This is a genomic window from Streptomyces sp. NPDC023157 (assembly GCF_055560575.1).
The window spans coordinates 462939-489477 of the sequence record NZ_JBVHIL010000007.1 but is presented as its reverse complement, the minus strand read 5'-3'; the positions used below and the strand labels follow the sequence as shown (position 1 = coordinate 489477).

The following is a 26539-nucleotide window of genomic DNA, read 5'->3' as shown; positions in this document are numbered from 1 at the left end:
ACGCCCGGTTACATTCCGAACCCGGAAGCTAAGCCTTTCAGCGCCGATGGTACTGCAGGGGGGACCCTGTGGGAGAGTAGGACGCCGCCGAACAACCCGCCCTTTTAGCTCAGTCGGTAGAGCGTCTCCATGGTAAGGAGAAGGTCAACGGTTCGATTCCGTTAAAGGGCTCAGAGAAAAGGCCCCCGCCATCAGGCGGGGGCCTTTTTGCGTTTCCGGGACGAGGAGAGACGAGACGACGGAAGGCCGGCCCCGGGCGGGGCCGGCCTTCACGGTCGGGTCAGCGGTTGTGCGGCTCCGGGATGCGGAGGGCCAGGATGGCCATGTCGTCGGAGGCCGGCTCCTGGGCGAAGCGCTCGACCGCCCGCAGCACACGCGAGGTGATCGCGCCGGCCGTCAGGCCCGTACAGGACCTGAGGACCTCGGTGAGGCCGTCGTCGCCCAACATGCGGGTGCCCTCGCGGCGCTCGGTGACGCCGTCCGTGACGCACAGGAGGACATCGCCCGGATCCAGGGTGACCGTCTGCTCGTAGAGCTCCAGATCGTCCATGACCCCCAGGAGGGGCTGCGGGTCCGCCGCCGGGCGGACCGTGCCGTCCTGGCTGAGGCGGAGCGGGAGCGGGTGCCCCGCGCAGACCACCTTCAGGACGGCCGAGCCGTCCTCCTGGGGACGCATCTCGCCGTACAGGAGCGTCAGGAAGCGGCTGCGGGCGCCCTCGTCGAGGATCGCCGCGTTGAGGCGCTCCAGGACGGCGGGGCCGCCGAAGCCCTCGCGGGCCAGCAGACGCAGGGCGTGCCGGGCCAGGCCGGTGACGGCGGCGGCCTCCGGGCCCGTACCGCACACGTCGCCGATGGCGAAGCCGTACGCGCCGTCCCGGATCGGGAACAGGTCGTAGAAGTCGCCGCCGACCTCGTTGCCCTCGCCGGCCGCGCGGTAGATGACGTCGACCTCGACACCGGGGACGTCCGGCAGACCCGGCGGGAGGAGGCTGCGCTGGAGGGAGCGGCTGATGGCCGTGCGCTCGGAGTAGAGACGGGCGTTGTCCAGGGCCAGGGCGGCCCGCCGGGACAGGTCCTCGGCGAGCTCCAGGATCTCCTGGCGGAAGTGGTCGTCCGAGGGCTTGCCGAGGGTCAGCATGCCGATGACACGGTTGCGGGCGACCAGCGGCAGGACGACGGTCTCGCCGCCGACGGCCGTCGCGGTGGCGAGGGTCGTGTGGATGCCGGAGGACACCGGGCTGCCCGGGCCGTCGAGTTCGCGCATCGAGGCGCTGAGCGCCGCACGGTGCGCGGCGTCGCCGGGAGCGGACCACACCCGGGCGCCGGGCGTCGTCACCGGGTCGGGCGGGGAGATGGAGGAGAGCAGGTCCTTCAGACCGTCGATCAGGTCCTCGTCCTCGTGCAGGACGAAGGAGAGGTACGGGTCCGAGGCCTGGTCCGCGATCGTGTAGACGGCGCACCAGGTGGCCAGGGTCGGGACCGTCATCTGGGCCATCAGGGCCAGCGTCTGGTCGCGGTCGAGGGTGCCGGCCAGGAGGTCGGAGGCCTCGACGAGGAAGCTGAGGGAGCCGCGGCGGAGGCGTTCGAGCTCGCCGAGGCGGGCCGACTCGACGGCGAGCGCGATCCGGTCGGCGGCGAACTGGAGGCGCAGGGCCTCCTCGTTGGAGTAGCGGTTCGCGCCTTCGGCGGCGACGCCGAGGGAGCCGGTGAGGCGGCCCTCTACCTTGAGCGGGACCGTCACGACCGAGCGCATGCCGGTGCCTTCGAGGAGGGGCACGGCGCCGGGGACGGCGGCCAGGTCCTCGTGGACGGCGGGCATGCGGGCGGAGCCGTAGCGGCTGGCGCCGGTCTCGACGGGGACGCGGGCGAAGCGCTGGCGGGCCGAGGGCAGGCCCGTGGTGGCGCGTACCTCCAGCTCGGTCTCGTCGTCGGTTGCCAGGAGGAGGAAGGCGGAGTCCCCGTCGAGCATGTCGCGGGCGCGTTCGACCGTGCGCTGGAGCAGGCCGTCGAGGTCGTCGGGGGCCGGGGAGCCGATGAAGACCTCGAAGGGGTCGGCCGCCGAGCGGCTCTCGGTCCCGGTCTCGGAGGCGGCGGGGCGCTGCGGGGTCTGGAGGACGGCGCGCTCGTACTCGCGGACGAGGAGGCAGACCGTGGAGGGCTCGCCCTGTGCGTCGCGGACGCGCAGGTGGGAGGCGTAGACGGGGATGACGCGGCCGTCGGCGCAGCGGATGCCGTAGCTGCCCTCCCAGCGGGAGAGGCGCAGGGCCTCGGCGAGGCCGGTGCCGATGCCGGGGGTGTGGGGCCAGGCGGCGAGGTCGCCGAGGGGCTTGCCGGTGACCTGCTCGGCGCCGTAGCCGAAGAGTTCCTCGGCGTCCTCGTTCCAGGCGGAGATGGCGCCGCCGCGGTCGATCTGGACGACGGCGACGCGGACCCGGCTCTCGGTGACGGGGAGCAGCGGGTCGGGCAGGACGGGGCCGGCGGAGCGGGTGCCGACGGGCCGCTCGGGGAGGTCGAGGTGGAACCAGACATGTTTGCGGGTGGGGCTGTACTCGACGCCCCAGCGGGTGGCGAGGGCGGCGCACAGCAGCAGGCCCCGGCCGTTCTCCCGCTCGGGTCCGGCCATGGAGCGGCCCTGCTGGAGGGGGATCTCGCGCTCGGGGTAGCGGTCGGCGACCTCGATGCGGACGCCGTCGTCGGCGCGCAGGCACAGGACGTCGGCGGCGGTGCCGGCGTGGATGACGGCGTTGGTGACGAGTTCGCTGGTGAGGACGACGGCGTCGTCGACGACCTCGGCGTATCCCCAGCCCTGGAGGGTGTCCCGTACGAAAGCGCGGGCGGTCGCCACGGACCGCCCGACGGGATCGAAGCTGGCAGCCGCCCGCGCGGTGATCACTGAACTCCTCGTACGCGTCTCGACGCCCGGCTCTGCCATGGTCGGTCTGCCTCCCGGTGCCCGGTGGTGGTGCTGTGTGAGTGCTGTGAACGCCCCCGCCGGGCGGACCGGGGCGGTTGGACAGCCGGATGCCAGGTTACTTACCTTCGCTGTTCCAGCGGATGCCGGTCGTCGCTGTTTCCGTCGAACTGTTATGGCCGGGTTCGACCAGGGTGAAACACTGGGCAGCCTTGGGGTACCCCGGGAAGTTCGTCGACCCCTTCGGGAGGGACACGGTGGAGTCTGGCACGGCAGCGCGACGCGGCAGTGGCGGAACGCGCGCGAGGGGCGGACGGTCCAGGAGTCGTGGGTCGGTCCAGGTCGACGCGGCGGCGCTGGAGCGGCTGCTCGCGTCGCTGGTGGCGATGCGGGACGGGAACTTCCGCAAGCGGTTGACGGTCTCGGGCGACGGGGTGATGGCGGAGATCTCCGCCGTCTTCAACGAGCTCGCGGACCGGCAGACGCATCTGACGGGTGAGCTGTCGCGGGTGCGCCGGGTGGTGGGCCGCGAGGGCAAGCTGTCGGAGCGGCTGGAGACCGGGTCCGGTGAGGGGGCGTGGGCGGCGGCGGTCGAGGCCGCGAACGCGCTGGTGGACGAGCTGGCGCGGCCGGTCTCCGAGGTGGGGCGGGTGCTCTCGGCGGTGGCCGAGGGTGATCTGGGGCAGCGGATGGAGCTGCGCTCGGAGGGCCTGGACGGGACGACGCGGCCCTTGCGGGGGGAGTTCCTGAAGGTCGCCCGTACGGTGAACAACCTGGTCGACCAGCTGTCGGTGTTCGCGGACGAGGTGACCCGGGTCGCCCTGGAGGTGGGCACCGAGGGCAAGCTGGGCGGTCAGGCCCAGGTGCGGGGGATGTCCGGCTCGTGGAAGGACCTGACGGACTCGGTCAACACGATGGCGAACCGGCTGACGGCCCAGGTGCGGGACATCGCGCTGGTCACGACGGCGGTCGCGAACGGTGATCTGTCGCAGAAGGTCACGGCGAACGTGGCCGGCGAGATGCTGGAGCTGAAGAACACCGTCAACCGGATGGTGGACCAGCTCTCCTCGTTCTCGTCCGAGGTGACCCGGGTGGCCCGCGAGGTGGGTACCGAGGGGGAGCTGGGCGGTCAGGCCGAGGTGGCCGGGGTCGCCGGTGTGTGGAAGGACCTCACGGATTCCGTCAACACGATGGCGGGAAATCTCACCAATCAGGTGAGGGGGATCGCCGAGGTCACCACCGCGGTGGCCAACGGAGACCTGTCGCAGAAGGTGCGGGTGTCGGCGCGCGGCGAGATCGCGCAGCTGGCGGACACCATCAACCAGATGACGGAGACGCTGCGGACCTTCGCCGACGAGGTGACCCGGGTCTCCGGTGAGGTGGGCGCGCAGGGCCTGCTGGGCGGTCAGGCGCAGGTGCCGGGCGCGGCTGGCACGTGGAAGGACCTGACCGACTCGGTCAACACGGTCTTCCGGAACATCACCACGCAGGTGCGGGACATCGCGCAGGTGACGACGGCGGTCGCCAACGGTGATCTGTCGCAGAAGGTCACGGTGGACGTGGCCGGGGAGATGCTGGAGCTGAAGAACACCGTCAACACGATGGTGGACCAGCTGTCCGCGTTCGGTTCCGAGGTGACCCGGGTGGCGCGGGAGGTCGGTGTCGAGGGTCTGCTCGGCGGTCAGGCCGAGGTGCCGGGCGCGGCGGGCACGTGGAAGGACCTCACCGATTCGGTGAACACGGCGTTCCGCAACCTGACGGGTCAGGTGCGGGACATCGCGCAGGTGACGACGGCGGTCGCCAACGGTGATCTGTCGCAGAAGGTCACGGTCGACGTGGCCGGCGAGATGCTGGAGCTGAAGAACACCGTCAACACGATGGTGTCGCAGCTGTCGTCCTTCGCCGACCAGGTGACGCGGATGGCCAGGGACGTGGGCACGGAGGGCCGGCTCGGCGGTCAGGCCCGGGTGGACGGCGTGTCCGGGCGGTGGCGGGAGCTCACCGACTCGGTGAACTTCATGGCCGGCAACCTGACGTCGCAGGTGCGGCAGATCGCCCAGGTGACCACGGCGGTGGCGCGGGGTGACCTGTCGCAGAAGATCGACGTGGACGCGCGGGGCGAGATCCTGGAGCTGAAGAACACCATCAACACGATGGTCGACCAGCTCTCGGCCTTCGCGGACCAGGTGACCCGGGTGGCCCGCGAGGTGGGTACGGACGGGCGGCTCGGCGGTCAGGCGCAGGTGCCGGGCGTCGCCGGCGTGTGGCGGGATCTGACGGACTCGGTGAACGGCATGGCCGGGAACCTGACGGCGCAGGTGCGGAACATCGCGCAGGTCGCCACGGCGGTGGCCCGCGGTGACCTGTCGCAGAAGATCGACGTGGACGCGCGGGGCGAGATCCTGGAGCTGAAGAACACCCTCAACACGATGGTGGACCAGCTGTCCAGCTTCGCGGACCAGGTGACGAGGGTGGCCCGCGAGGTGGGCACGGAGGGCATCCTGGGCGGTCAGGCCGAGGTGCAGGGGGTCTCCGGCACCTGGAAGGACCTGACCCAGTCGGTGAACTTCATGGCGAACAACCTGACCTTCCAGGTCCGCAACATCGCCGAGGTCACCACCGCGGTCGCGCGAGGCGACCTGTCGAAGAAGATCACCGTCGACGCCAAGGGCGAGATCCTGGAGCTGGTGACGACCGTCAACACGATGGTCGACCAGCTGTCCAACTTCGCCGACGAGGTGACCCGGGTGGCCCGTGAGGTGGGTACCGAGGGCATCCTCGGCGGCCAGGCCCGGGTGCGCGGTGTGACGGGCATCTGGAAGGACCTGAGCGACAACGTCAACCTGATGGCCAACAACCTGACCAGTCAGGTGCGGAACATCTCCCGGGTCTCCGCGGCCGTCGCCAACGGCGATCTGACCAAGAAGGTCACCGTGGACGCGCGCGGCGAGGTCGCCGAGCTCGCCGACACCGTGAACACGATGGTGACGACGCTGTCGTCGTTCGCCGACGAGGTGACTCGGGTGGCCCGCGAGGTGGGTACCGAGGGCGAACTGGGCGGTCAGGCGCGGGTGCCCGGGGTGTCGGGTACCTGGAAGGACCTGACCGAGTCGGTGAACTCGATGGCCGACAACCTGACCGGTCAGGTGCGCCAGATCGCGGCCGTCACCACGGCCATCGCCAAGGGCGACCTCACCAAGAAGATCGACATCGACGCGCGGGGCGAGATCCAGCAGCTGAAGAGCACCATCAACACGATGGTCGACCAGCTGTCGAACTTCGCCGAGGAGGTCACCCGGGTGGCCCGCGAGGTGGGTACGGACGGCCAGCTCGGCGGCCAGGCCCGGGTGCGGGACGTGGAGGGCACCTGGTGGGACCTCACGCAGTCGGTGAACGAGATGGCCGGGAACCTGACCCGTCAGGTGCGGGCCATCGCGGCCGTCGCCACCGCGGTGACCCGCGGCGACCTCAACGTCAAGATCGACGGTGTGGACGCGGCCGGTGAGATCCAGGCGCTGCAGGACAACATCAACACGATGATCTCCAACCTGCGCGACACGACCCTCGCCAACGACGAGCAGGACTGGCTCAAGGGCAACCTGGCCCGCATCTCCGGTCTGATGCAGGGCCGCCGGGACCTGGAGGACGTGGCCTCGCTCATCATGAGCGAGCTGACGCCGGTGGTCTCGGCGCAGCACGGTGCCTTCTTCGTGGCGATGCCGACGGGTTCGGCGCCCAACGACGCCGAACCGGTGGGTGAGGGGGAGGGCTCGTACGAGCTGCGGATGCGCGGCAGTTACGGCTACTCCGCCGGGTCGATGCCGACCTCGTTCCGGCCCGGTGAGACGCTGATCGGGACGGCGGCCGAGGAGAAGCGGACCATCCAGGTCAACGTGCCCCCGGGCTATCTGAAGATCTCCTCCGGGCTCGGCGAGGCCGCCCCGGCCCATGTGATCGTGCTGCCCGTGCTGTTCGAGGGGCGGGTGCTCGGGGTGATCGAGCTGGCCTCCTTCCAGCCGTTCACCCAGATTCAGCGGGACTTCCTCAACCAGATCGCGGAGTTGATCGCGACCACGGTCAACACCATCAGCGTCAACACCCGTACCGAGGTGCTGCTCCAGCAGTCGCAGGAGCTCACCGAGCAGCTGCGGGAACGGTCGGCGGAGCTGGAGCACCGGCAGAAGGAGCTGCAGAACTCCAACGCGGAGCTGGAGGACAAGGCCGAGCTGCTGGCCCGTCAGAACCGGGACATCGAGGTGAAGAACACCGAGATCGAGGAGGCCCGGCAGGTCCTGGAGGAGCGTGCCGAGCAGCTCGCCGTCTCCATGCGCTACAAGTCCGAGTTCCTGGCCAACATGTCGCACGAGCTGCGCACCCCGCTCAACTCGCTGCTGATCCTGGCCAAGCTGCTCGCCGACAACGCGGACACCAACCTGACGCCGAAGCAGGTGGAGTTCGCCGAGACCATCCACGGGGCCGGTTCCGACCTGCTCCAGCTGATCAACGACATCCTGGACCTGTCGAAGGTCGAGGCGGGCAAGATGGACGTCTCGCCCACCCGGATCGCGCTCGTGCAGCTCGTCGACTACGTGGAGGCCACGTTCCGGCCGCTGACCGCGGAGAAGGGTCTCGACTTCTCGGTGCGGGTCTCGCCCGAACTGCCCGCCACGCTGCACACCGACGAGCAGCGGCTGCTCCAGGTGCTGCGCAACCTGCTGTCCAACGCGGTGAAGTTCACCGACACGGGCGCGGTGGAGCTGGTGATCCGCCCGGCGGGCACGGACGTGCCGCAGTCGATCCGGGAGCAGCTCCTGGAGGCGGGGACGCTGCGCGACGCGGACGCCGAGCTGATCGCCTTCTCGGTGACGGACACCGGCATCGGCATCGCGGCCGGCAAGATGCGGGTCATCTTCGAGGCGTTCAAGCAGGCCGACGGCACGACCAGCCGCAAGTACGGCGGTACGGGCCTGGGGCTCTCGATCAGCCGGGAGATCGCCCGGCTGCTCGGCGGCGAGATCCACGCGGCGAGCGAGCCGGGCCGCGGCTCGACGTTCACGCTCTACCTGCCGCTGAGCCCCAGCGAGCCGGCGCAGCACGGTTACGGGCAGGAGCAGCCGGACCCGGCCGAACTGCAGGCGCCTGCGGGGGAGTCCGGCGACGGCCTCATGCACTTCGCGCCGGCGCCGCCGGCCGGGGGCCGGTCGGGCGCGCTGTTCCGGCACCGGCGCAAGGCGGTGGAGCAGCCGCGGGCGGCGGTCCCCGGGCAGTCCCCGCAGCACGGTACGGAGGAGGCGGGGGAGCGGCCGGAGCCGGCGCCGCGCCGGACGTACGGCTTCGCCGGGGAGCGGGTGCTGATCGTCGACGACGACATCCGCAACGTCTTCGCCCTCACCTCCGTCCTGGAGCAGCACGGTCTGGCGGTGCTGTACGCGGAGAACGGGCGCGAGGGCATCGAGGTCCTGGAGCAGCACGAGGACGTGTCGGTGGTGCTGATGGACATCATGATGCCGGAGATGGACGGCTACGCGACGACGACCGCGATCCGGCGCATGCCGCAGTTCGCCGGGCTGCCGATCATCGCGCTGACGGCGAAGGCGATGAAGGGGGACAAGGAGAAGGCCCTCGATTCCGGGGCCTCGGCCTACGTCACCAAGCCGGTCGACCCCGACGTCCTGCTGACGCTCATGGAGCAGTGGATGCGGGGGGAGGGCCACTGAGACCCGGGTCCGCCGGCGGTTCGCCGGCGGACCGCCGCCGTACGGGTGTGAGAGACCCGAGGACGGGGAACCTTCTGGTCTCCCACCGCGTTCGACGTACGGGCACGGGCTGCGTGCTCCGTGACAATGCGGTGACAGGGTGTGGCGACGGGCGGGGTGCGGCTACGATGACCGGCACAAGGACGGACGGCGCATGGGAGTCGTCCTCTGGGGCGGCGCCCGGTGCTACCCCCGGCTCGCAGAGCCGGAACGAGGCAGTGCCGGGGCGAGGAGGACGGGGCATGGTGCAGAAGGCCAAGATCCTCCTGGTCGATGATCGGCCGGAGAATCTGCTGGCGCTGGAGGCCATTCTCTCGGCGCTCGATCAGACGCTGGTACGGGCATCGTCCGGGGAGGAAGCGCTCAAGGCGCTGTTGACCGACGACTTCGCGGTCATCCTGCTGGACGTCCAGATGCCCGGAATGGACGGGTTCGAGACGGCGGCGCACATCAAGCGGCGTGAGCGGACCCGGGACATCCCGATCATCTTCCTCACCGCCATCAACCACGGCCCCCACCACACCTTCCGGGGATACGCGGCGGGCGCGGTCGACTACATCTCCAAGCCGTTCGACCCGTGGGTGCTGCGGGCCAAGGTCTCCGTCTTCGTCGAGCTGTACATGAAGAACTGTCAGCTCCGCGAGCAGGCGGCGCTGCTGCGGCTCCAGCTGGAGGGCGGCGGCCACAACGGGCACGCCAAGGAGTCCGCGGGACTGCTCGCCGAGCTCTCCGCCCGCCTCGCCGCGGTCGAGGAGCAGGCCGAGGCGCTGTCCAAGCAGCTCGACGACGACTCGGCCGACGCGGCCGCCGTCGCCACCGCCGCCCACCTGGAGCGCAAGCTGACCGGACTCCGCCGGGCCCTCGACGCGCTGGAGCCGGGCACGGGCGGCGCGCCCACCCTGCCCTCGCAGAACTGACCCGACCTCACCCACCGGACGCCCGCCATGAGCGGGCGTCAGTTTCGCGCCCCCGCAAGGGCGACACGAACGGGTGAGCTGTTTCCCCGGCGGCGTACACCGGTAACCTCAGCATCATGGCCTCACGTACGTCCGGCAAGGGTTCCCAGGGCACGGCGGGCACCGCAAAGCCGCCCGCCGGCCGTACGACGGGCACCGCGAAGAAAGCGGCGCCCGCCAAGGCGCCCGCGAAGCCTCCCGCGAAGAAGGCGCCGGCCAGGAAGGCCGCGCCCGCCAAGCGCGCCCCCGTACGCAAGACCGCCGCGAAGCGGCCCGCGCCCCGACCGGCGCCGTCCCCGACCGGCGGCCTCTACCGGCTCGTGCGCGGACTCTGGCTCGGCCTGGCGCACGGCGTGGGCGCGATGTTCCGGGGGATAGGGCGCGGAGCCAAGGGCCTCGACCCGGCGCACCGCAAGGACGGCGCGGCCCTCCTGCTGCTCGGGGTCGCCCTGATCGTCGCCGCCGGGACCTGGTCCAATCTGCGCGGCCCCGTGGGCGACCTGGTCGAGATGCTGGTCACCGGCGCCTTCGGGCGGCTCGACCTGCTGGTCCCGCTGCTGGTCGGCGCGATCGGCGTCCGGCTGATCCTGCACCCGGAGAAGCCCGAGGCCAACGGGCGGATCGCGATCGGCCTGTCCGCGCTCGTCATCGGCGTGCTCGGACAGGTGCACATCGCGTGTGGCTCACCCGGCCGCGGAGACGGCACCAAGGCCATGCAGGACGCCGGCGGGCTCATCGGCTGGGCCGCCTCCAAGCCGCTCGTCTTCATGATGGGCGAGGTTCTCGCGGTGCCCATGCTGGTGCTGCTCACGATCTTCGGGCTGCTCGTCGTCACCGCCACCCCCGTCAACGCCATCCCGCAGCGGCTGCGCGCCCTCGGCGCCCGGCTCGGCATCGTCGAGCCGGAGTACGAGCCCGAGGCGGACGACGCCCACGACGCCTACGGCGACGACTGGCGCGAGGCGGGCCCGCGGCCCGCGCGCCCGGTCCGCCGCCGCGCCCCCGGCACCGGGCCGGGCCACGACCCCGACGGGCCGGACCGGGCGGAGGCCGCGGCCCTGGCGCGGCGCGGCCGGCGCCGTACCCCGCCCGCCTCCGCGTTCGACACCGGCGGGCTCGACCCCGTCGACGTCGCCGCCGCGGCGGCCGCCGCCCTGGACGGCGCCGTCCTCAACGGCATGCCGCCGTCCCCGCTGGTCGCAGGACTGACCCGGGACCTCACCGCCGAGCGGGCCGCCGCCGTCGAAGCGGCCGCGGCCGACGCCGCCGAGGCACCCGCCGCACCTGCCCGTCCCGTGCCGACCGCGCGCGGGGCGAAGGGCGGCCGGGACGCGTCCGGCGGGGGAGTGCCGGACCTCACCAAGCCGGCGCCCGAGCCGACCGACCTGCCCCCGCGGGCCGAGCAGCTCCAGCTGGCCGGCGACATCACGTACTCCCTGCCGTCCATGGACCTCCTGGAGCGCGGCGGCCCCGGCAAGACCCGCAGCGCCGCCAACGACCTGATCGTCGAGTCGCTCACCAACGTCTTCGCCGAGTTCAAGGTCGACGCCGCCGTCACCGGCTTCACCCGGGGCCCGACGGTCACCCGGTACGAGGTGGAGCTCGGCCCCGCGGTCAAGGTCGAGAAGATCACCGCGCTCACCAAGAACATCGCGTACGCCGTGGCCAGCCCCGACGTGCGGATCATCTCGCCGATCCCCGGCAAGTCCGCCGTCGGCATCGAGATCCCGAACACCGATCGCGAGATGGTCAACCTCGGCGACGTGCTGCGGCTGGCCGAGGCGGCGGAGGACGACCACCCGATGCTGGTGGCGCTCGGCAAGGACGTCGAGGGCGGCTACGTGATGGCCAACCTGGCGAAGATGCCGCACATCCTGGTCGCCGGCGCCACCGGCTCCGGCAAGTCCTCCTGCATCAACTGCCTGATCACCTCCGTGATGATAAGAGCGACCCCGGAGGACGTCCGGATGGTGCTCGTCGACCCCAAGCGGGTCGAGCTCACCGCGTACGAGGGCATCCCGCACCTGATCACGCCGATCATCACCAACCCGAAGCGGGCCGCCGAGGCCCTCCAGTGGGTCGTGCGCGAGATGGACCTGCGCTACGACGACCTGGCCGCGTTCGGCTTCCGGCACATCGACGACTTCAACCAGGCGATCCGCGAGGGCAAGGTCCAGCTCCCGCCGGGCAGCGAGCGCGAGCTCAAGACCTACCCGTACCTCCTGGTGATCGTCGACGAGCTCGCCGACCTGATGATGGTCGCCCCCCGGGACGTCGAGGACGCGATCGTCCGCATCACCCAGCTGGCGCGCGCGGCCGGCATCCACCTGGTGCTCGCCACCCAGCGGCCCTCCGTGGACGTCGTCACCGGCCTGATCAAGGCGAACGTGCCCTCCCGGCTCGCCTTCGCCACCTCCTCGCTCGCCGACAGCCGGGTCATCCTCGACCAGCCGGGCGCCGAGAAGCTGATCGGCAAGGGCGACGGCCTCTTCCTGCCCATGGGCGCGAACAAGCCGACCCGTATGCAGGGCGCCTTCGTCACCGAGGCCGAGGTCGCCGTCGTCGTCCAGCACTGCAAGGACCAGATGGCGCCCGTCTTCCGGGAGGACGTCACCGTCGGCACCAAGCAGAAGAAGGAGATCGACGAGGAGATCGGCGACGACCTCGACCTGCTGTGCCAGGCCGCCGAGCTGGTCGTCTCGACCCAGTTCGGCTCCACCTCGATGCTCCAGCGCAAGCTGCGGGTGGGCTTCGCGAAGGCCGGCCGGCTGATGGACCTGATGGAGTCGCGCAACATCGTCGGACCGAGCGAGGGGTCGAAGGCGCGGGACGTGCTGGTCAAGCCCGACGAGCTCGACGGGGTGCTGGCCGTGATCCGCGGGGAGACCGACGGCTGAGGGCGCCGAGCCGGGGGCTGCCGTAACGAGACCGGGCCGAGACTCACTCGTAAGGGAACGAGGGCAACCGTTTCCCTTGGACATACGTCAAGTTGGAGGGAGGGACAGGATGATGTCCCAGCCTCATGGCGTACAAACGACGCCCGCCCGGTTGCCCCACCCTTTCGTACCACCCATAGACTGAACGTCCAGCAGGTGGCTACACGCTCGAAAGGCGCTCCCGTGTCCATCGGCAACTCCCCCGAATCCCCCGAGGACGACCGGAACTTCCCGGCAGATGACCGGGATTCGATCGGTCTCGCTCTCCAGCAGGCCCGTGTCGCCGCCGGTCTCACCGTCGAAGAGGTCAGCGCCTCCACCCGCGTGCGCGTCCCGATCGTGCACGCGATCGAGGAGGACGACTTCTCGCGCTGCGGCGGCGACGTCTACGCCCGCGGGCACATCCGTACGCTCGCGCGCGCCGTGGGGCTCGATCCGGCCCCGCTGATCGAGCAGTACGACGCCGAGCACGGCGGCCGTCCCGCCCCGACCCCGGCCGCCCCGCTCTTCGAGGCGGAACGCATCCGCCCCGAGCCGCGCCGCCCCAACTGGACCGCCGCCATGGTCGCCGCGATCGTGGCCGTCGTCGGCTTCGTCGGCTTCACGATGTTCAACGGGAACGACGTGCGCGGCAACGGCGCGGTCGCGGAGGGCCCGGCCCCGGCGCCCAAGGCCAGCACCAGCGCCAAGCCCAAGCCGGTCAAGCCCGCCCCCAAGCCCGCTCCCTCCGAGAGCGCCATCGCGGCGGTCCCGCAGGACAAGGTCACCGTGAAGCTCACCGCGGTCGACGACAAGAGCTGGATCTCGGCCAAGGCGCACGATGGCAAGCTGCTCTTCGACGGACTGCTCCTCGCGGGCGAGTCCAAGACCTTCCAGGACGACGAGCGCGTCGATCTCATCCTCGGCAACGCCGGGCCGATCGAGCTCTACGTCAACGGCAAGAAGGTCCAGGACACCTTCGAGTCCGGCCAGGTCGAGCGCCTGTCCTACACCAAGGGCGACCCCGAGGCCGGCTGATCCCGGTGACGGGTGTGACGTGGGTGAACCCTGCGCGACGGAGTAACGGCCGGGACGAAGTAGTCTTGAGTCCATGCCCGAACGCCGTACCGTCGCCCTTGTCACTCTCGGCTGCGCCCGTAACGAGGTGGACTCGGAGGAGCTCGCAGGCCGCTTGGCAGCGGACGGCTGGGAGCTCGTCGAGTCCGCCGAGGACGCAGACGTCGCCGTCGTCAACACGTGTGGTTTCGTCGAGGCCGCCAAGAAGGACTCCGTCGACGCCCTCCTCGAAGCCAATGATCTGAAGGACCACGGCCGCACCCAGGCCGTCGTCGCCGTCGGCTGTATGGCCGAGCGCTACGGCAAGGAACTCGCCGACGCGCTCCCCGAGGCCGACGGCGTGCTCGGCTTCGACGACTACGCCGACATCTCCAACCGCCTCCAGACCATCCTCAACGGTGGCAGCGTCGAGGCGCACACCCCGCGTGACCGGCGCAGCCTGCTGCCGCTCTCGCCGGTGGAGCGCCAGCAGGCCGCCGCGTCGGTGGCCCTGCCCGGCCACGGGGCCGTGGAGGCCCCTGAGACGCCCGAGGCGCCCGCCGCCCCGGAGAACGTGCCCACCGACCTCCCCGACGGCCTGGCGCCCGCCTCCGGGCCGCGTGCCCCGCTCCGGCGCCGCCTGGACACCAGCCCGGTCGCCTCCGTGAAGCTGGCCTCCGGCTGCGACCGGCGCTGCTCCTTCTGCGCCATCCCGTCCTTCCGCGGCTCCTTCGTCTCGCGCCGTCCCTCGGACGTGCTGAACGAGACGCGCTGGCTCGCCGAGCAGGGTGTGAAGGAGGTCATGCTGGTCTCCGAGAACAACACCTCGTACGGCAAGGACCTCGGCGACATCCGGCTCCTGGAGAGCCTGCTGCCCGAGCTGGCCGCCGTCGACGGCATCGAGCGGGTCCGGGTCAGCTACCTCCAGCCCGCCGAGATGCGCCCCGGCCTGATCGACGTGCTCACCTCGACCGAGAAGGTCGTCCCGTACTTCGACCTGTCCTTCCAGCACAGCGCGCCCGACGTGCTGCGGGCGATGCGCCGCTTCGGCGACACCGACCGCTTCCTGGAGCTCCTGGAGACCATCCGCTCCAAGGCCCCGGCCGCCGGCGCCCGCTCCAACTTCATCGTCGGCTTCCCCGGCGAGACCGAGGCGGACTTCGCCGAGCTGGAACGCTTCGTCACCCACGCGCGCCTCGACGCCATCGGCGTCTTCGGCTACTCCGACGAGGACGGCACCGAGGCCGCCACGTACGAGCACAAGCTCGACCAGGACGTGGTCGACGCGCGCCTCGCGCACCTGTCCCGGCTCGCCGAGGAGCTCACCGCCCAGCGCGCGGAGGAGCGGATCGGCGAGACCCTGGAAGTACTGGTCGAGTCCTTCGACGAGGAGGCGGACGGCTGGATCGGCCGCGCCGCGCACCAGGCGCCCGAGACCGACGGCCAGGTGCTCCTCCCGGCGGACTCGGCCGAGGGCCTCGGCCTGGCCCCGGGCCGTATGGTCAGGGCCAAGGTCGTCGACACCGAGGGCGTCGACCTGGTGGCCGAGTGCTGCGACCTTCTGGGCGACCCCCAGACCCCCGGAGCCGAGGAGGCGGGCAGATGACCGGAGTCCCGGCATCCGCGACGGGCGGGACCGGTAGGCCGGCGCCGCGCGGCAAGCTGGGCACTGCGGCCGTCAACCAGGCCAGCCTGTGGAACATCGCGAACATCCTCACCATGGTCCGGCTCGTGCTCGTGCCCGGCTTCGTGGTGCTGCTCTTCCAGGACGGCGGGCACGACCCCGCCTGGCGCGCCTGGGCGTGGGCGGCGTTCGCCGTCGCCATGATCACCGACGTCTTCGACGGGCATCTGGCGCGGACGTACAACCTGGTCACCGACTTCGGGAAGATCGCCGACCCGATCGCCGACAAGGCGATCATGGCGGCCGGACTGATCTCCCTGTCGTACCTCGGCGACCTGCCGTGGTGGGTGACGGGCGTGATCCTCGCCCGTGAGCTGGGGATCACCCTGATGCGGTTCTGGGTGATCCGGCACGGGGTCATCCCGGCCAGCCGCGGCGGCAAGATCAAGACCCTCGCGCAGGGCACGGCGGTCGGCATGTACGTGCTGATGCTCACCGGTCCACTCGCCACCTTGCGCTTCTGGGTGATGGCGGTGGCCGTCGTGCTGACGGTCGTCACCGGTCTGGACTACGTACGGCAGGCGGTCGTCCTGCGCCGCCAGGGGCTCGCGGCGGAGCGCGCCGAGGCCGCCGCGGAGGCGGACGGACGGGCCTCCGGGGTGGACGGACGATGAACGAAGCCGCCCGGGTGCTGGAGCTGCTCGCGGAACGAGGCCACACGCTGGCCGCCGCGGAGTCCCTCACGGGCGGTCTGGTGGCCGCGGAGCTGACCGGGGTCCCCGGGGCCTCGAAGTCCTTCCGCGGCTCCGTCACGGCGTACGCGACGCCGCTCAAGGAGCAGCTGCTCGGGGTCGACCGGACCCTCCTGGCGGAGCGCGGCGCGGTCGATCCGGAGGTCGCGCTGCAGATGGCGGCGGGTGTGCGGACCCGGCTGGGCGCCGACTGGGGGATCGCGACGACCGGCGTCGCGGGACCCGATCCGCAGGACGGCCAGCCCGTGGGGACGGTCTACGTGGCCGTCGCCGGGCCCGCGGGGGAGCGCTGCGGGGCGGGGAAGGTGGCCTCGTTGCGGTTGAACGGCGACCGCGCGGAAATCCGTAGAGAGAGCGTGCGGAGCGTGCTCGAATTGCTCCGCGAGCTGCTCGGCGGAGAACACCCGGAAAATGCGCGGGCACAGGATACGGAACAGAACGGGGGAGATTGATGTTTGCAGCCATGAGTGAACACGACATCGCTCCCCGCACGGCCGCGGCGCGAGGCGGTACGGTGGGGCGTGAAGGATGCGGCTACGCGGTCCGAGGAGGGAGCCACCGATGATTCTGCTCCGTCGCCTGTTGGGTGACGTGCTGCGTCGGCAGCGCCAGCGCCAGGGCCGTACTCTGCGCGAAGTCTCCTCGTCCGCCCGAGTCTCACTCGGCTATCTCTCCGAGGTGGAGCGGGGGCAGAAGGAGGCTTCCTCCGAACTGCTCTCCGCGATCTGCGACGCGCTGGACGTACGGATGTCCGAGCTCATGCGTGAAGTGAGCGACGAGCTGTCGCTGGCCGAACTGGCCGAGTCGGCAGCGGCGAGCGAACCGGTGCCGGCGCCGGTCCGTCCGATGCTCAATTCGGTCTCGGTGGCCGGTGTGTCCACCGAGCGGGTGACCATCAAGGCGCCCACAGAAGCGGTGAACGTCGTCGCCGCCTGAACCGAAACCGCTTCGGCGAAGTGCGATCGAGCCCCGCTCGGCACCCTGGAAGGGGTGTTGGGCGGGGCTCTTCACGTGTGCGGTGGGTGCCGCTCCGTGGGGTGTTCCTCGGGTCGCTCCGCGGGCTGCTCTTCGGGTCGCTTCGCGGGTCGCGCTTCGCGGTGCTGGAGATGCCGGGTCACCGGGGGGCGTGCCATGGTGGGGGCACGGCGGGGGGACGTACGACAGGTAGGAGCCCCCATGGCCTTCGCTCCCGCGATACGGCGCTCTCCACGCGTTCCGTGCGCCCGGTCTGCCTCCGGTGCGCCCTCCCGCCGGGTGATCCTGCCGCACTAGCGTCGACCGGAGGAGGCGGCCATGGTACGGCGACAGGTTCCGCTGGTGACGCTCATGCTGGTCGCGGTCGGACTGGTGGCCGGCGGGCTCTGGTGGTGGGCGGTGCTGCGCCTGCTGCTGGTGCCGGGGGAGACGGGCCCGGTCGAGGGGGCGGTGGCCGCGGGCGGCTGGGGACTGAGCCTGCTGCCGGTGCACGTGGCCGCCTCTTCGCGGAGACGTGGGGCGTCTTCGGGGAGGGGCGGGGCGCCCGCGTTGGGGAGTTCGAGGCGGGCCGTCACCAGGGCATCGCGACGCCGCCGTTGGGGCGCAGGATCTGGCCCGTCGTGAACGACGAGGCGTCACTGGCGAGGTGGAGCACCGCGTGCGCGACGTCCTCGGGCTCGCCGACCCGGCCCAGCGGGGAGACCCGGACCATCATCGCCTCGGCCTGCTCCTGGGCGGCGGGCTCGTGGCGGTCCGTCATGGGGGTGCGGATCCAGCCCGGCGCGACCGCGTTGACCCGGATGCCGTGCCGGCCGACCTCGGCGGCCAGCGTCTTGGTCAGCTGCACCACGGCCGCCTTGGCGACGCTGTAGCAGAGCAGCCCGGGGCTCGCGGTGTCCATCGCCCCGGAGGCCATGGTCACGATGGAGCCGGGGACGCCGTGCTCGATCATCGCGCCGGCCGCTTCCTGGCAGGCGTGCAGCACGCCCTTGAAGTTCACCGCGAGCACCCGGTCGAGGTCCTCCTCGCGGGTCTCCAGGACCGTGCTCGTGTGCATGATCCCGGCGACCGCCGCCATGACGTGCAGCGGGCCCGCCGCCCGGACCGCCGCGCCGAGGGCGGCGCGGTCGGTGACGTCCAGGGCGTGGACGTGCGCGGTGCCGCCCCGCCGCCCGATCCGGTCCGCCGTCTCCTTCAGGCCGCGCTCGTCGCGGTCCGCGCAGTGGACGGCCGCCCCCGCCTCCGCGAGAAGCTCCGCGGTCGCGCGGCCGATGCCGCTCGCCGCTCCGGTGACGAAGGCCGTGCGGCCGGTGAGGTCGTACGCGGTGAGGACCATGTCCGGACGGTACGACCGGATCTGACGGTCCGTCAATTAGGGGGCGGGGTTCTGTTTGCGGGATCCGTGGTCACGGCTCCTGCCCTGGACCCTTCTGACAGCCGGGGCACCAGTACGTCACGCGGTCGCCGAGCTCCGCCTTGTGGACCGGGCCGCCGCAGCGCAGGCAGGCGCGGCCCTCGCGGCCGTAGACGTACAGGCGCTCGGTGGGGCGGCGGGTCGTGGTCGTCCGGCGGTCGGGGCGGTCCTTGTTCGCCTCCAGGAGCCGGTGGGCGGTAGCCACCAGGCGTTCCGGGACGCCGGGTGCCAGGTCGCCGACCGGCAGCCAGGGCGTGACACCGGCGAGGAAGGCCAGCTCCGACTTGTAGACATTGCCGATCCCGGCGAGGTTCCGCTGGTCCAGCAGGGCCTCGCCGAGCGCCCGCGACGGGTCCGCGCCCAGGCGCCGTACGGCCTCCTGCGGATCCCAGTCGGGGCCGAGCAGGTCCGGGCCGAGATGGCCCACGGTCCGCTCCTCGTCGGCGGTACGGATCAGCTCCAGGACCGGGAGCCGGTAGCCGTACGCCGTGAACTCCGCGTTCCCCAGGATCGCCCGGATCTGGTGCTCCGGGCCCCCGCGCGGGCGCTCCCCGGTGGCGTACACCCGCCACGCCCCGTCCATCCGCAGATGGGAGTGGAGCGTGAGCCCGCCCTCGATCCGGGTGAGCAGATGCTTCCCGCGCGGGGTGACGTCGAGGACCCGCCGTCCGGTCAGGTCGGCGGTCGCGAACCGGGGCACGCGCAGATCCGACCGCGTGAGCACCCGCCCGGCGAGCGCCCCGTCCAGCCGGTGGGCGACGAACCAGACGGTGTCTCCTTCGGGCATGGGGCCATGATGCCCCGGGTGGGCCGACGGGGGCGCCTGGGGAGGGCGCTGCGGCGGCCGACGGGTGGCTTCCGTCCCGGGGCCGGGGCAGGTACGTCCCCAGGCGGTCCCATGGCGCCCCGTGACGGTCGGACGCGCGCGTTGGAGTGGGCGGGTCCCGGTGCCGGTCGGGCGTGGGACGCGTGCGTCGGAGGGGCGGCCCCGGTACCGGTCAGGCGTGGCACACGCGCGCCGGAGTGGGCCGGTGCCGGCGCCCGTCAGGCCTGGCTCGCGCGCGTCGGAGCGGGCCGGTCCCGGCGGTCCGTCAGGCGCGCAGGCGCAGCCCCCTGGGGGTGGCGTGGAAGCCTGCCGTCTCCAGGGGGCGGGACAGCGGGGAGGTCAGCGCGGTGGCGCCGTTGATCCGCTCGACCGTCACCGTGCCGAGCGAGCCCGCCGTGGCCGCAGCCGCCAGCGCCTCCGCCGCGGCCCGGAGCGCCGGGGAGTCCGGGTCCGCCGGCCAGGACAGCAGGGTCTTGCCGCCCCGCTCCATGTAGAGCGTCAGCTCGCCGTCGACCAGGACGACCATCGCGCCCGCCTTGCGGCCCGGCTTGTGACCGGCGCCCGTCGGCGGCTCGGGCCAGGACAGGGCCGCCCCGTACGCGTTCGCCGGGTCGGCCGCCGCCAGGACCACCGCGCGGGGTCCCGCGCCCTCCTCGGCGCCCCGGTCCCGGGCGTTGGCCGCCGCGCGCAGCCGGTCGACGGCGCCGTCCATGGCGAACTGGGCCGCGCCCAGACCCTCCACCACATAGCCGCGACGGGCCTGCCCGCTGTCCTCGAACGCGGACAGGATCCGGTACGTCGCCGAGAAGCCGCCCTCGACGCCCTCGGCGGCCACCGCGCCCCGGGTGACCACCCCGTGCCGGTCCAGGAGGGTGCGGGCCAGGGCGTGCGCCCGGTGGGTCGGCTCCGGCTCCGGCGGCGGCAGCAGCGACCAGCGGCCGCTCACCGTCGGCGGCCCCGTGCGGGAGGCGGGCCGGGCGGCCGCGGTGAGCGTCCCGTACCGGCCGCGCGGGACCGTGCGCCGGGCGCGGTGCGCCGTCGAACCCGCTGTGCGGCCCGAGCCGAGGAGGGCGCGCAGCGGCGCCAGGGTGTCGTTGGTGAGCCGCCCCGACCAGGCCAGGTCCCACAGGGAGTCCGCCAGCTGCGGGTCCGTCGCGTCCGGGTGGGTGGTCGCCCGCACCTGGTCGGCGATCTGGCGGAAGAACAGCCCGTACCCGCCGGAGAGCACCGTCAGGACGGACTCGTGGAGCGCGGTCGGCTCCAGCGGGTGCGGCGGTGGCAGGAGCAGCGGCGCCGCGTCCGCGAGGTACAGCGAGATCCAGCCGTCCTTGCCGGGCAGCGCCCCCGCGCCCGCCCAGACGACCTCGCCGGTCGTCGTCAGCTCGTCGAGCAGCGCCGGGGAGTAGCCCCGCACCCGGGACGGCAGGATCAGCTTCTCCAGGGCCGAGGCCGGCACCGGCGCGCCCTGGAGCTGCTCGATCGCGCGGGCCAGGCCGTCGATCCCGCGCAGGCTGTTGCTCCCCAGGTGCTGCCACTGGGGCAGGAAGGTGGCGAGGGCGGCCGGGGCGACCGGCTCCAGCTCGTGGCGCAGGGCCGCGAGCGAGCGGCGCCGCAGCCGCCGCAGCACGGCGGCGTCGCACCACTCCTGACCGATGCCGGAGGGATGGAACTCGCCCTGCACGACCCGCCCGGCCGCCGCGAGCCGCTGGAGGGCGCCGTCGGTGACCGCCGTGCCCAGGCCGAACCGTCCGGCGGCCTGCGAGGAGGTGAAGGGGCCGTGGGTACGGGCGTGGCGGGCGAGCAGGTCGCCCAGCGGGTCCTTCACCGGCTCCGTGAACGCCTCGGGCACGCCGACCGGCAGCGCCGTGCCGAGCGCGTCCCGCAGCCTGCCCGCGTCCTCGATCGCCGCCCAGTGCTCCACTCCCGCGATCCGGACCCGGATCGCACGGCGGGCCCGGCCCAGCTCCGGCGCCCAGTCGGCCTGGGCGCCCCGCTCGGTCAGCTCCGTATCGGTGAGCGGCCCCAGGACCCGGAGCAGGTCGGCGACGCCCTCCACATCCTTGATCCGCCGGTCCTCGGTCAGCCACTGGAGCTCGCGCTCCAGCTCGGTGAGCACCTCAGGGTCGAGCAGCTCCCGCAGCTCCGCCTGGCCGAGGAGCTCGGCGAGCAGCCGGGAGTCCAGCGACAGGGCGGCCGCCCGCCGCTCGGCGAGCGGCGAATCGCCCTCGTACAGGAACTGGGCGACGTAGCCGAAGAGCAGCGAGCGGGCGAACGGGGACGGCTCGGGGGTGGTGACCTCGACCAGACGCACCCGCCGGGCCTCGATGTCCCCCATCAGCTCGGTCAGGCCCGGCACGTCGAAGACGTCCTGGAGGCATTCGCGGACCGCCTCCAGGACGATCGGGAAGGAGCCGAACTCGCTCGCCACCTGGAGGAGCTGCGCCGCCCGCTGGCGCTGCTGCCACAGCGGGGTGCGCTTCCCCGGGTTGCGCTTGGGCAGCAGCAGGGCGCGCGCCGCGCACTCGCGGAAGCGGGAGGCGAACAGGGCCGAGCCGCCGACCTGGTCGGTGACGATCTGTCCGATCTCGCCCTTGTCGAAGACGGCGTCCGCCGCGCCGACCGGCGCCTGCTCGCTGTCGAAGGCCGTGTCGCCGAACCGGCTCGGGTCCACCGGGCCGCCCGTCCCGCCCGGGTGGTCCGTGCCGCCCGTGCCGCCCGGGTCGCCGTCGAGCAGGTCGAGGCTCATCAGGTCGGCGTCCGGCAGGCGCAGCACGATGCCGTCGTCGGCGTGCATCACCTGGGCGTCCATGCCGTACCGCTCGGCGAGCCGGGCGCCGAGGGCCAGCGCCCACGGGGCGTGCACCTGCGCCCCGAAGGGGGAGTGGATGACGACCCGCCAGTCGCCGAGCTCGTCCCGGAAACGCTCCACCAGGATCGTCCGGTCGTCCGGCACATGGCCGCAGGCCTCGCGCTGCTCGGCGAGATACGCGAGCACGTTGTCCGCCGCCCACGCGTCGAGACCGGCCGCGACCAGGCGTAGCCGCGCGTCGTCCGGCCGCAGGGCGCCCACCTCGCGCAGGAACGCGCCCACCGCGCGGCCCAGCTCCAGCGGCCGGCCCAGCTGGTCGCCCTTCCAGAACGGCAGCCGGCCCGGCACACCCGGCGCGGGCGACACCAGGACCCGGTCGCGGGTGATGTCCTCGATCCGCCAGGACGTCGTGCCCAGCGTGAACACGTCGCCGACCCGCGACTCGTACACCATCTCCTCGTCGAGCTCCCCGACCCGGCCGCCGCCCTTCTTGGGGTCGGCGCCCGCCAGGAACACCCCGAACAGGCCCCGGTCGGGGATCGTGCCGCCGGAGGTGACGGCGAGCCGCTGGGCGCCGGGGCGGCCCGTGACCGTGCCCGCGACCCGGTCCCACACCACGCGCGGGCGCAGCTCCGCGAAGGCGTCCGAGGGATAGCGGCCGGCCAGCATGTCCAGGACCGCCGTGAACGCCGACTCCGGCAGCGAAGCGAACGGCGCCGCCCGGCGGACCAGCGCCAGCAGGTCGTCCGCCTGCCAGCTGTCCAGCGCGACCGTCGCCACCAGCTGCTGGGCCAGCACGTCCAGCGGGTTGGCCGGGACCCGCAGCGACTCGATGGAGCCGCTGCGCATCCGCTCCGTCACCACGGCCGACTGCACCAGGTCGCCCCGGTACTTCGGGAAGACCACTCCCGTGGACACCGCCCCCACCTGGTGCCCCGCGCGGCCCACGCGCTGGAGCCCGGAGGCCACCGAGGGCGGCGACTCCACCTGGACCACCAGGTCCACCGCGCCCATGTCGATGCCCAGCTCCAGGCTGGACGTGGCCACCACGGCGGGCAGCCGGCCCGCCTTCAGGTCCTCCTCAACCAGGGCCCGCTGCTCCTTGGAGACGGAGCCGTGGTGCGCGCGGGCCAGCAGCGGCGGGGCGCCCTGCGCCGCGCCCGACTGGGCCATGATCTCGGCGGGCGGCTTCCCGTCGGGCAGGGCCTCGCCGGTGGCCCGCTCGTACGCGATCTCGTTCAGCCGGTTGCACAGGCGCTCGGCCAGGCGGCGGGAGTTGGCGAAGACGATCGTCGAACGGTGCGCCTGCACCAGGTCGGCGATCCGCTCCTCCACGTGCGGCCAGATCGAAGGCCGGTCGCCGCCGTCCGCCCCGCCGGAGGCGTCGGAGGCGGGGGAGCCGCCCAGCTCGCCCATGTCCTCGACGGGCACGACCACCGACAGGTCGAACTCCTTGCCGGAGGGCGGCTGGACGATCTCGACCTTCCGCTGCGGCGAGAGATAGCGCGCCACCTCCTCCACCGGCCGGACCGTCGCGGACAGGCCGATCCGGCGCGCCGGCCGGGGCAGCAGCTCGTCCAGCCGCTCCAGGGAGAGCGCCAGATGCGCCCCGCGCTTGGTCCCGGCGACCGCGTGGACCTCGTCCAGGATGACCGTCTCGATGCCCGCGAGCGCGTCGCGGGCGGCCGAGGTCAGCATCAGGAACAGCGACTCGGGGGTGGTGATCAGGATGTCCGGCGGCCGGGTCGCCAGGGCCCGCCGCTCGGCGGGCGGGGTGTCGCCGGAGCGGATGCCCACCCTCACGTCCGGCTCGGGCAGTCCGAGCCGTACCGACTCCTGGCGGATGCCGGTCAGCGGCGAGCGCAGATTGCGCTCGACGTCGACGGCGAGCGCCTTCAGCGGCGACACGTACAGCACCCGGCAGCGCTTCTTGGCGTCGGCCGGCGGGGGCGTGGCGGCCAGCCGGTCGAGCGAGGCGAGGAAGGCGGCGAGCGTCTTGCCGGAACCGGTCGGGGCGACGACGAGCACGTCCGAGCCCGCGCCGATGGCCTGCCAGGCGCCCTCCTGCGCCGCCGTGGGCGCGGTGAAGGCCCCGGTGAACCAACTGCGGGTCGCGGGGGAGAACGAGTCGAGCGCGGACCTGACCATGCCACCCATCGTGCACCCCGCCACTGACAACCGCCCGGACCTGGGGAAACCCGTTCGTGGCGGCGCGGCGCGGTGGCGCAGAATGAGGGGTATGTCGAGCGGTGACGCGGGGCTCGGGCGCGCGGCCCGGGAGCACGGGGCCCCGGGCGAGCGGGTCGCACGCGGCGAGCGCGCCCGGTACTGGCGCCCGGCCGGGCTCACCGGGGTGGACCTCCTGCACGCCCACTACGTCCGCAAGGAGTTCTCCCGGCACACCCACGAGAGCTTCGTCTTCGCCGCGATCACCGAGGGCGTCGAGGCCTTCCACTACGGCAGCGACCTCGTCCGCGCCGGGCCCGGCCAGATCGCCCTGGTCAACCCCGACACCCCGCACACCGGGCACGCGGGGGTGCCCGAGGGATGGACGTACCGCACGATCTACCCCGACGCCGAGCTGGTCCGCGCCATCGCGGCCGACACCCTCGCCGTCCGGGGCACCGTCGGCTTCGTGGAGCCCGTCATCGACGATCCGTACGCGGCCCGGCTGGTCGTCGGGGTGCACCGCGCCGCCGAGGAGGGCAACGCGCTCGCCGCCGACAGCCTGCTGCGGCTGGTCACGGCCCGGATGCTGCGCAGCCACGGCGGCCGCGTCCAGCCCCTGGCCCCCCGCGCCGCCGGCGCGCGCGACGCGGCCCTCGCACGGGCCGTCCTGGAGGAGCGGATGGCCGACCCGCCGACCCTGGAACAGCTCGCCGCCGAGCTCGGCACCAGTCCCTTCGCCCTGCTCAGGGCCTTCCGCGGCGCCTACGGCATGCCGCCGCACACCTGGCTGACCGACGCCAGGGTCCGGCGGGCCCGGCGCCTCCTGGACGCGGGCACACCCCCGGCCCAGGCCGCCGTCGCCGTCGGCTTCACGGACCAGCCCCACCTCAACCGCCACTTCACCCGGAGCGTGGGCGTGCCCCCGGGGGCATACCAGCGCGCGCGGGGGACGGGGGAGCGGTAGCGGTAGGGCGTTGCCCGGGAGGTGGCCTTGCCGGAATGAGATCCGGTCGTAAGGCGGCCACGCCGGAAGGCTGCCCGGCCGGGTGCGCAAGAACGTACAAGACGCGCCCCCGCCCCCGCCCGTACCGTCTCTGACGTGGCAGAACAGACAGCACCCCCCGAAATACGCGACGAGCCGGCACCCCCCAAGAGCGACGCGGCCGTCGTCCGCGACGCGCTCGGCGTGGGGGTCGCCGTCGGCCTGTCCGGCTTCGCCTTCGGCGTCACCTCGGCCGGATCGGGCCTGAGCCTGCTCCAGACCTGCGCGCTCAGTCTGCTGGTCTTCACCGGCGCCTCGCAGTTCGCCCTCGTGGGCGCGCTCGCGGCGGGCGGGAACCCGTTCACGGCCGCCGCCGGGGCGTTCTTCCTCGGCACCCGCAACGCCTTCTACGGCCTCCGGCTCAGCCAGCTGCTCGCGCTGCGGCGGGTCGTCCGGCCGTTCGCCGCGCAGTGGGTGATCGACGAGACCACGGCCGTCTCCCTCGCCCAGCCGGACCGGCGGGCCGCGCGGATCGGCTTCACCGTCACCGGACTGACCCTGTACGTGCTGTGGAACCTCACCACGCTGCTCGGCGCGCTCGGCGCGGAGGCCATCGGCGACACCGCCGCGTGGGGCCTGGACGCGGCCGGGCCCGCCGTTTTCCTCGCGCTGCTCGCCCCCATGCTGAAGTCGGCCACCGAACGCGCCGCCGCCGGCCTCGCCGTCCTGCTCGGCCTCGGGCTGCTGCCGGTCCTGCCGGCCGGCGTCCCGGTCCTGGCCGCCGCGCTCGCCGCGCCCGCCGTGCTCTGGTTCCAGGGCCGCCGCGACCGCAAGGAGGAGGTCCGATGACCGTCTGGATCGCCATCGCCCTGACCGCGGCCGGGTGCTACCTGGTCAAACTGCTCGGCCTGCTCGTGCCCGCCGACACCCTGGAACGCCCCCTCGTCCAGCGCCTCTCGGCCCTCGTGCCGGTCGCTCTGCTGGCGGCGCTCACCGCCCAGCAGACCTTCAGCAGCCAGGGCACCCTCACGATCGACGCCCGGGCCGCCGGCCTCGCGGCGGCGGCGCTCGCCCTCGTCCTGCGCGCCCCCTTCCTGGTGGTCGTCGGCGCGGCGGTGCTCGTCACGGCCGGGGTGCGGGCGCTGGGCGGCTGAAGCGGCGTCCGGGACGGGGATCGGGCGTGGATGCCTCGGCCCGGGCGCGGCCCGAGGCCGAGCGGGTCGGCTCCGTCGCCACGTCCGTGCCCTCCACGACCGCCGCGGACCGGCGGCCCGGGGGGGGCCCCCCCCCCCCCCCCCCCCCCCGGGCGCCGCGCCGCCCCCCCCCCCCCCGGCGCCCCGCCCCACCCCCGGTTCCCAGACGCGCCCCACACCGGGGGGTCCCCGGCCCCCCCC

At 73.0% G+C, this 26539-nt stretch carries 16 protein-coding genes, 1 tRNA gene and 1 rRNA gene; 14 read left to right on the top strand and 4 right to left on the bottom strand.

Features of this window, described 5'->3' with window-relative positions:
* Both rrf and ACZ3ZE_RS26645 read left to right on the top strand, forming a co-directional pair.
* A 5S ribosomal RNA gene (gene rrf, locus ACZ3ZE_RS26650) occupies window positions 1-93 on the top strand; the annotation flags it as partial.
* A 5-nt stretch (window positions 94-98) separates the two neighbouring features.
* A tRNA-Thr gene (locus ACZ3ZE_RS26645) sits at window positions 99-171 on the top strand.
* A 109-nt stretch (window positions 172-280) separates the two neighbouring features.
* Here ACZ3ZE_RS26645 and ACZ3ZE_RS26640 read toward each other — a convergent pair.
* Window positions 281-2932, bottom strand: coding sequence for a SpoIIE family protein phosphatase (locus ACZ3ZE_RS26640; RefSeq protein ID WP_361177686.1), 2652 nt, complete (start codon window positions 2930-2932; stop codon window positions 281-283).
* 236 nt (window positions 2933-3168) lie between these two features.
* Between ACZ3ZE_RS26640 and ACZ3ZE_RS26635 the strand changes: the two genes are divergently transcribed.
* The 9 genes from ACZ3ZE_RS26635 to ACZ3ZE_RS26595 all read left to right on the top strand — a co-directional run bounded on the left by ACZ3ZE_RS26635 (window position 3169) and on the right by ACZ3ZE_RS26595 (window position 17569).
* Entirely contained in the window at window positions 3169-8628 is a 5460-nt protein-coding gene (locus tag ACZ3ZE_RS26635) for a HAMP domain-containing protein (RefSeq protein ID WP_361177688.1), read from the top strand.
* Window positions 8629-8909: 281 nt separating this feature from the next.
* Complete coding sequence (locus tag ACZ3ZE_RS26630) at window positions 8910-9584, top strand: response regulator (protein ID WP_361177690.1); 675 nt, start codon at window positions 8910-8912, stop codon at window positions 9582-9584.
* Between the two features lie 116 nt (window positions 9585-9700).
* Window positions 9701-12520 carry a DNA translocase FtsK gene (locus ACZ3ZE_RS26625; protein WP_467260965.1) on the top strand — a complete coding sequence of 940 codons (2820 nt, stop codon included), beginning with the start codon at window positions 9701-9703 and terminating at the stop codon, window positions 12518-12520.
* A 222-nt stretch (window positions 12521-12742) separates the two neighbouring features.
* Window positions 12743-13576: a helix-turn-helix domain-containing protein gene (locus tag ACZ3ZE_RS26620; RefSeq protein ID WP_361177694.1), complete on the top strand. Its 834-nt coding sequence runs from the start codon at window positions 12743-12745 to the stop codon at window positions 13574-13576.
* 73 nt (window positions 13577-13649) lie between these two features.
* Window positions 13650-15200, top strand: a complete 1551-nt coding sequence (gene rimO, locus ACZ3ZE_RS26615; protein WP_467260963.1) for a 30S ribosomal protein S12 methylthiotransferase RimO — start codon at window positions 13650-13652, stop codon at window positions 15198-15200.
* Window positions 15197-15892: a CDP-diacylglycerol--glycerol-3-phosphate 3-phosphatidyltransferase gene (gene pgsA, locus ACZ3ZE_RS26610; RefSeq protein WP_361630738.1), complete on the top strand. Its 696-nt coding sequence runs from the start codon at window positions 15197-15199 to the stop codon at window positions 15890-15892. Before rimO ends, pgsA begins: the two co-directional genes overlap by 4 nt.
* Window positions 15889-16422, top strand: coding sequence for a CinA family protein (locus ACZ3ZE_RS26605; RefSeq protein ID WP_361177700.1), 534 nt, complete (start codon window positions 15889-15891; stop codon window positions 16420-16422). The genes pgsA and ACZ3ZE_RS26605 overlap by 4 nt, the downstream gene beginning before the upstream one ends.
* 109 nt (window positions 16423-16531) lie before the next feature.
* Window positions 16532-16906: a helix-turn-helix domain-containing protein gene (locus ACZ3ZE_RS26600; RefSeq protein WP_329424792.1), complete on the top strand. Its 375-nt coding sequence runs from the start codon at window positions 16532-16534 to the stop codon at window positions 16904-16906.
* Window positions 16907-17263: 357 nt separating this feature from the next.
* Complete coding sequence (locus ACZ3ZE_RS26595) at window positions 17264-17569, top strand: hypothetical protein (protein ID WP_442306101.1); 306 nt, start codon at window positions 17264-17266, stop codon at window positions 17567-17569.
* On the opposite strand, the gene ACZ3ZE_RS26590 is transcribed toward ACZ3ZE_RS26595, so the two are convergent.
* The 3 genes from ACZ3ZE_RS26590 to ACZ3ZE_RS26580 form a co-directional block, all read right to left on the bottom strand.
* Complete coding sequence (locus tag ACZ3ZE_RS26590) at window positions 17517-18281, bottom strand: SDR family NAD(P)-dependent oxidoreductase (protein WP_467260961.1); 765 nt, start codon at window positions 18279-18281, stop codon at window positions 17517-17519. The two genes, ACZ3ZE_RS26595 and ACZ3ZE_RS26590, sit on opposite strands and share 53 nt — an antisense overlap.
* Before the next feature lie 70 nt (window positions 18282-18351).
* Entirely contained in the window at window positions 18352-19146 is a 795-nt protein-coding gene (locus ACZ3ZE_RS26585; protein WP_361177705.1) for an Fpg/Nei family DNA glycosylase, read from the bottom strand.
* A 304-nt stretch (window positions 19147-19450) separates the two neighbouring features.
* Window positions 19451-24142 (bottom strand): Lhr family ATP-dependent helicase, encoded by a 4692-nt coding sequence (locus ACZ3ZE_RS26580; RefSeq protein ID WP_467260959.1) that lies wholly within the window; start codon window positions 24140-24142, stop codon window positions 19451-19453.
* A 91-nt stretch (window positions 24143-24233) separates the two neighbouring features.
* Here ACZ3ZE_RS26580 and ACZ3ZE_RS26575 point away from each other — a divergent pair, with 91 nt between their 5' ends.
* From ACZ3ZE_RS26575 to ACZ3ZE_RS26565, 3 genes are all read left to right on the top strand, one after another.
* On the top strand, window positions 24234-25127 hold the full coding sequence (locus ACZ3ZE_RS26575; protein WP_467260958.1) for an AraC family transcriptional regulator: 894 nt from the start codon (window positions 24234-24236) through the stop codon (window positions 25125-25127).
* Between the two features lie 135 nt (window positions 25128-25262).
* Window positions 25263-25994, top strand: coding sequence for an AzlC family ABC transporter permease (locus tag ACZ3ZE_RS26570; protein ID WP_361177711.1), 732 nt, complete (start codon window positions 25263-25265; stop codon window positions 25992-25994).
* Complete coding sequence (locus ACZ3ZE_RS26565) at window positions 25991-26299, top strand: AzlD domain-containing protein (RefSeq protein ID WP_361177713.1); 309 nt, start codon at window positions 25991-25993, stop codon at window positions 26297-26299. Before ACZ3ZE_RS26570 ends, ACZ3ZE_RS26565 begins: the two co-directional genes overlap by 4 nt.
* Window positions 26300-26539: the final 240 nt, after the last annotated feature.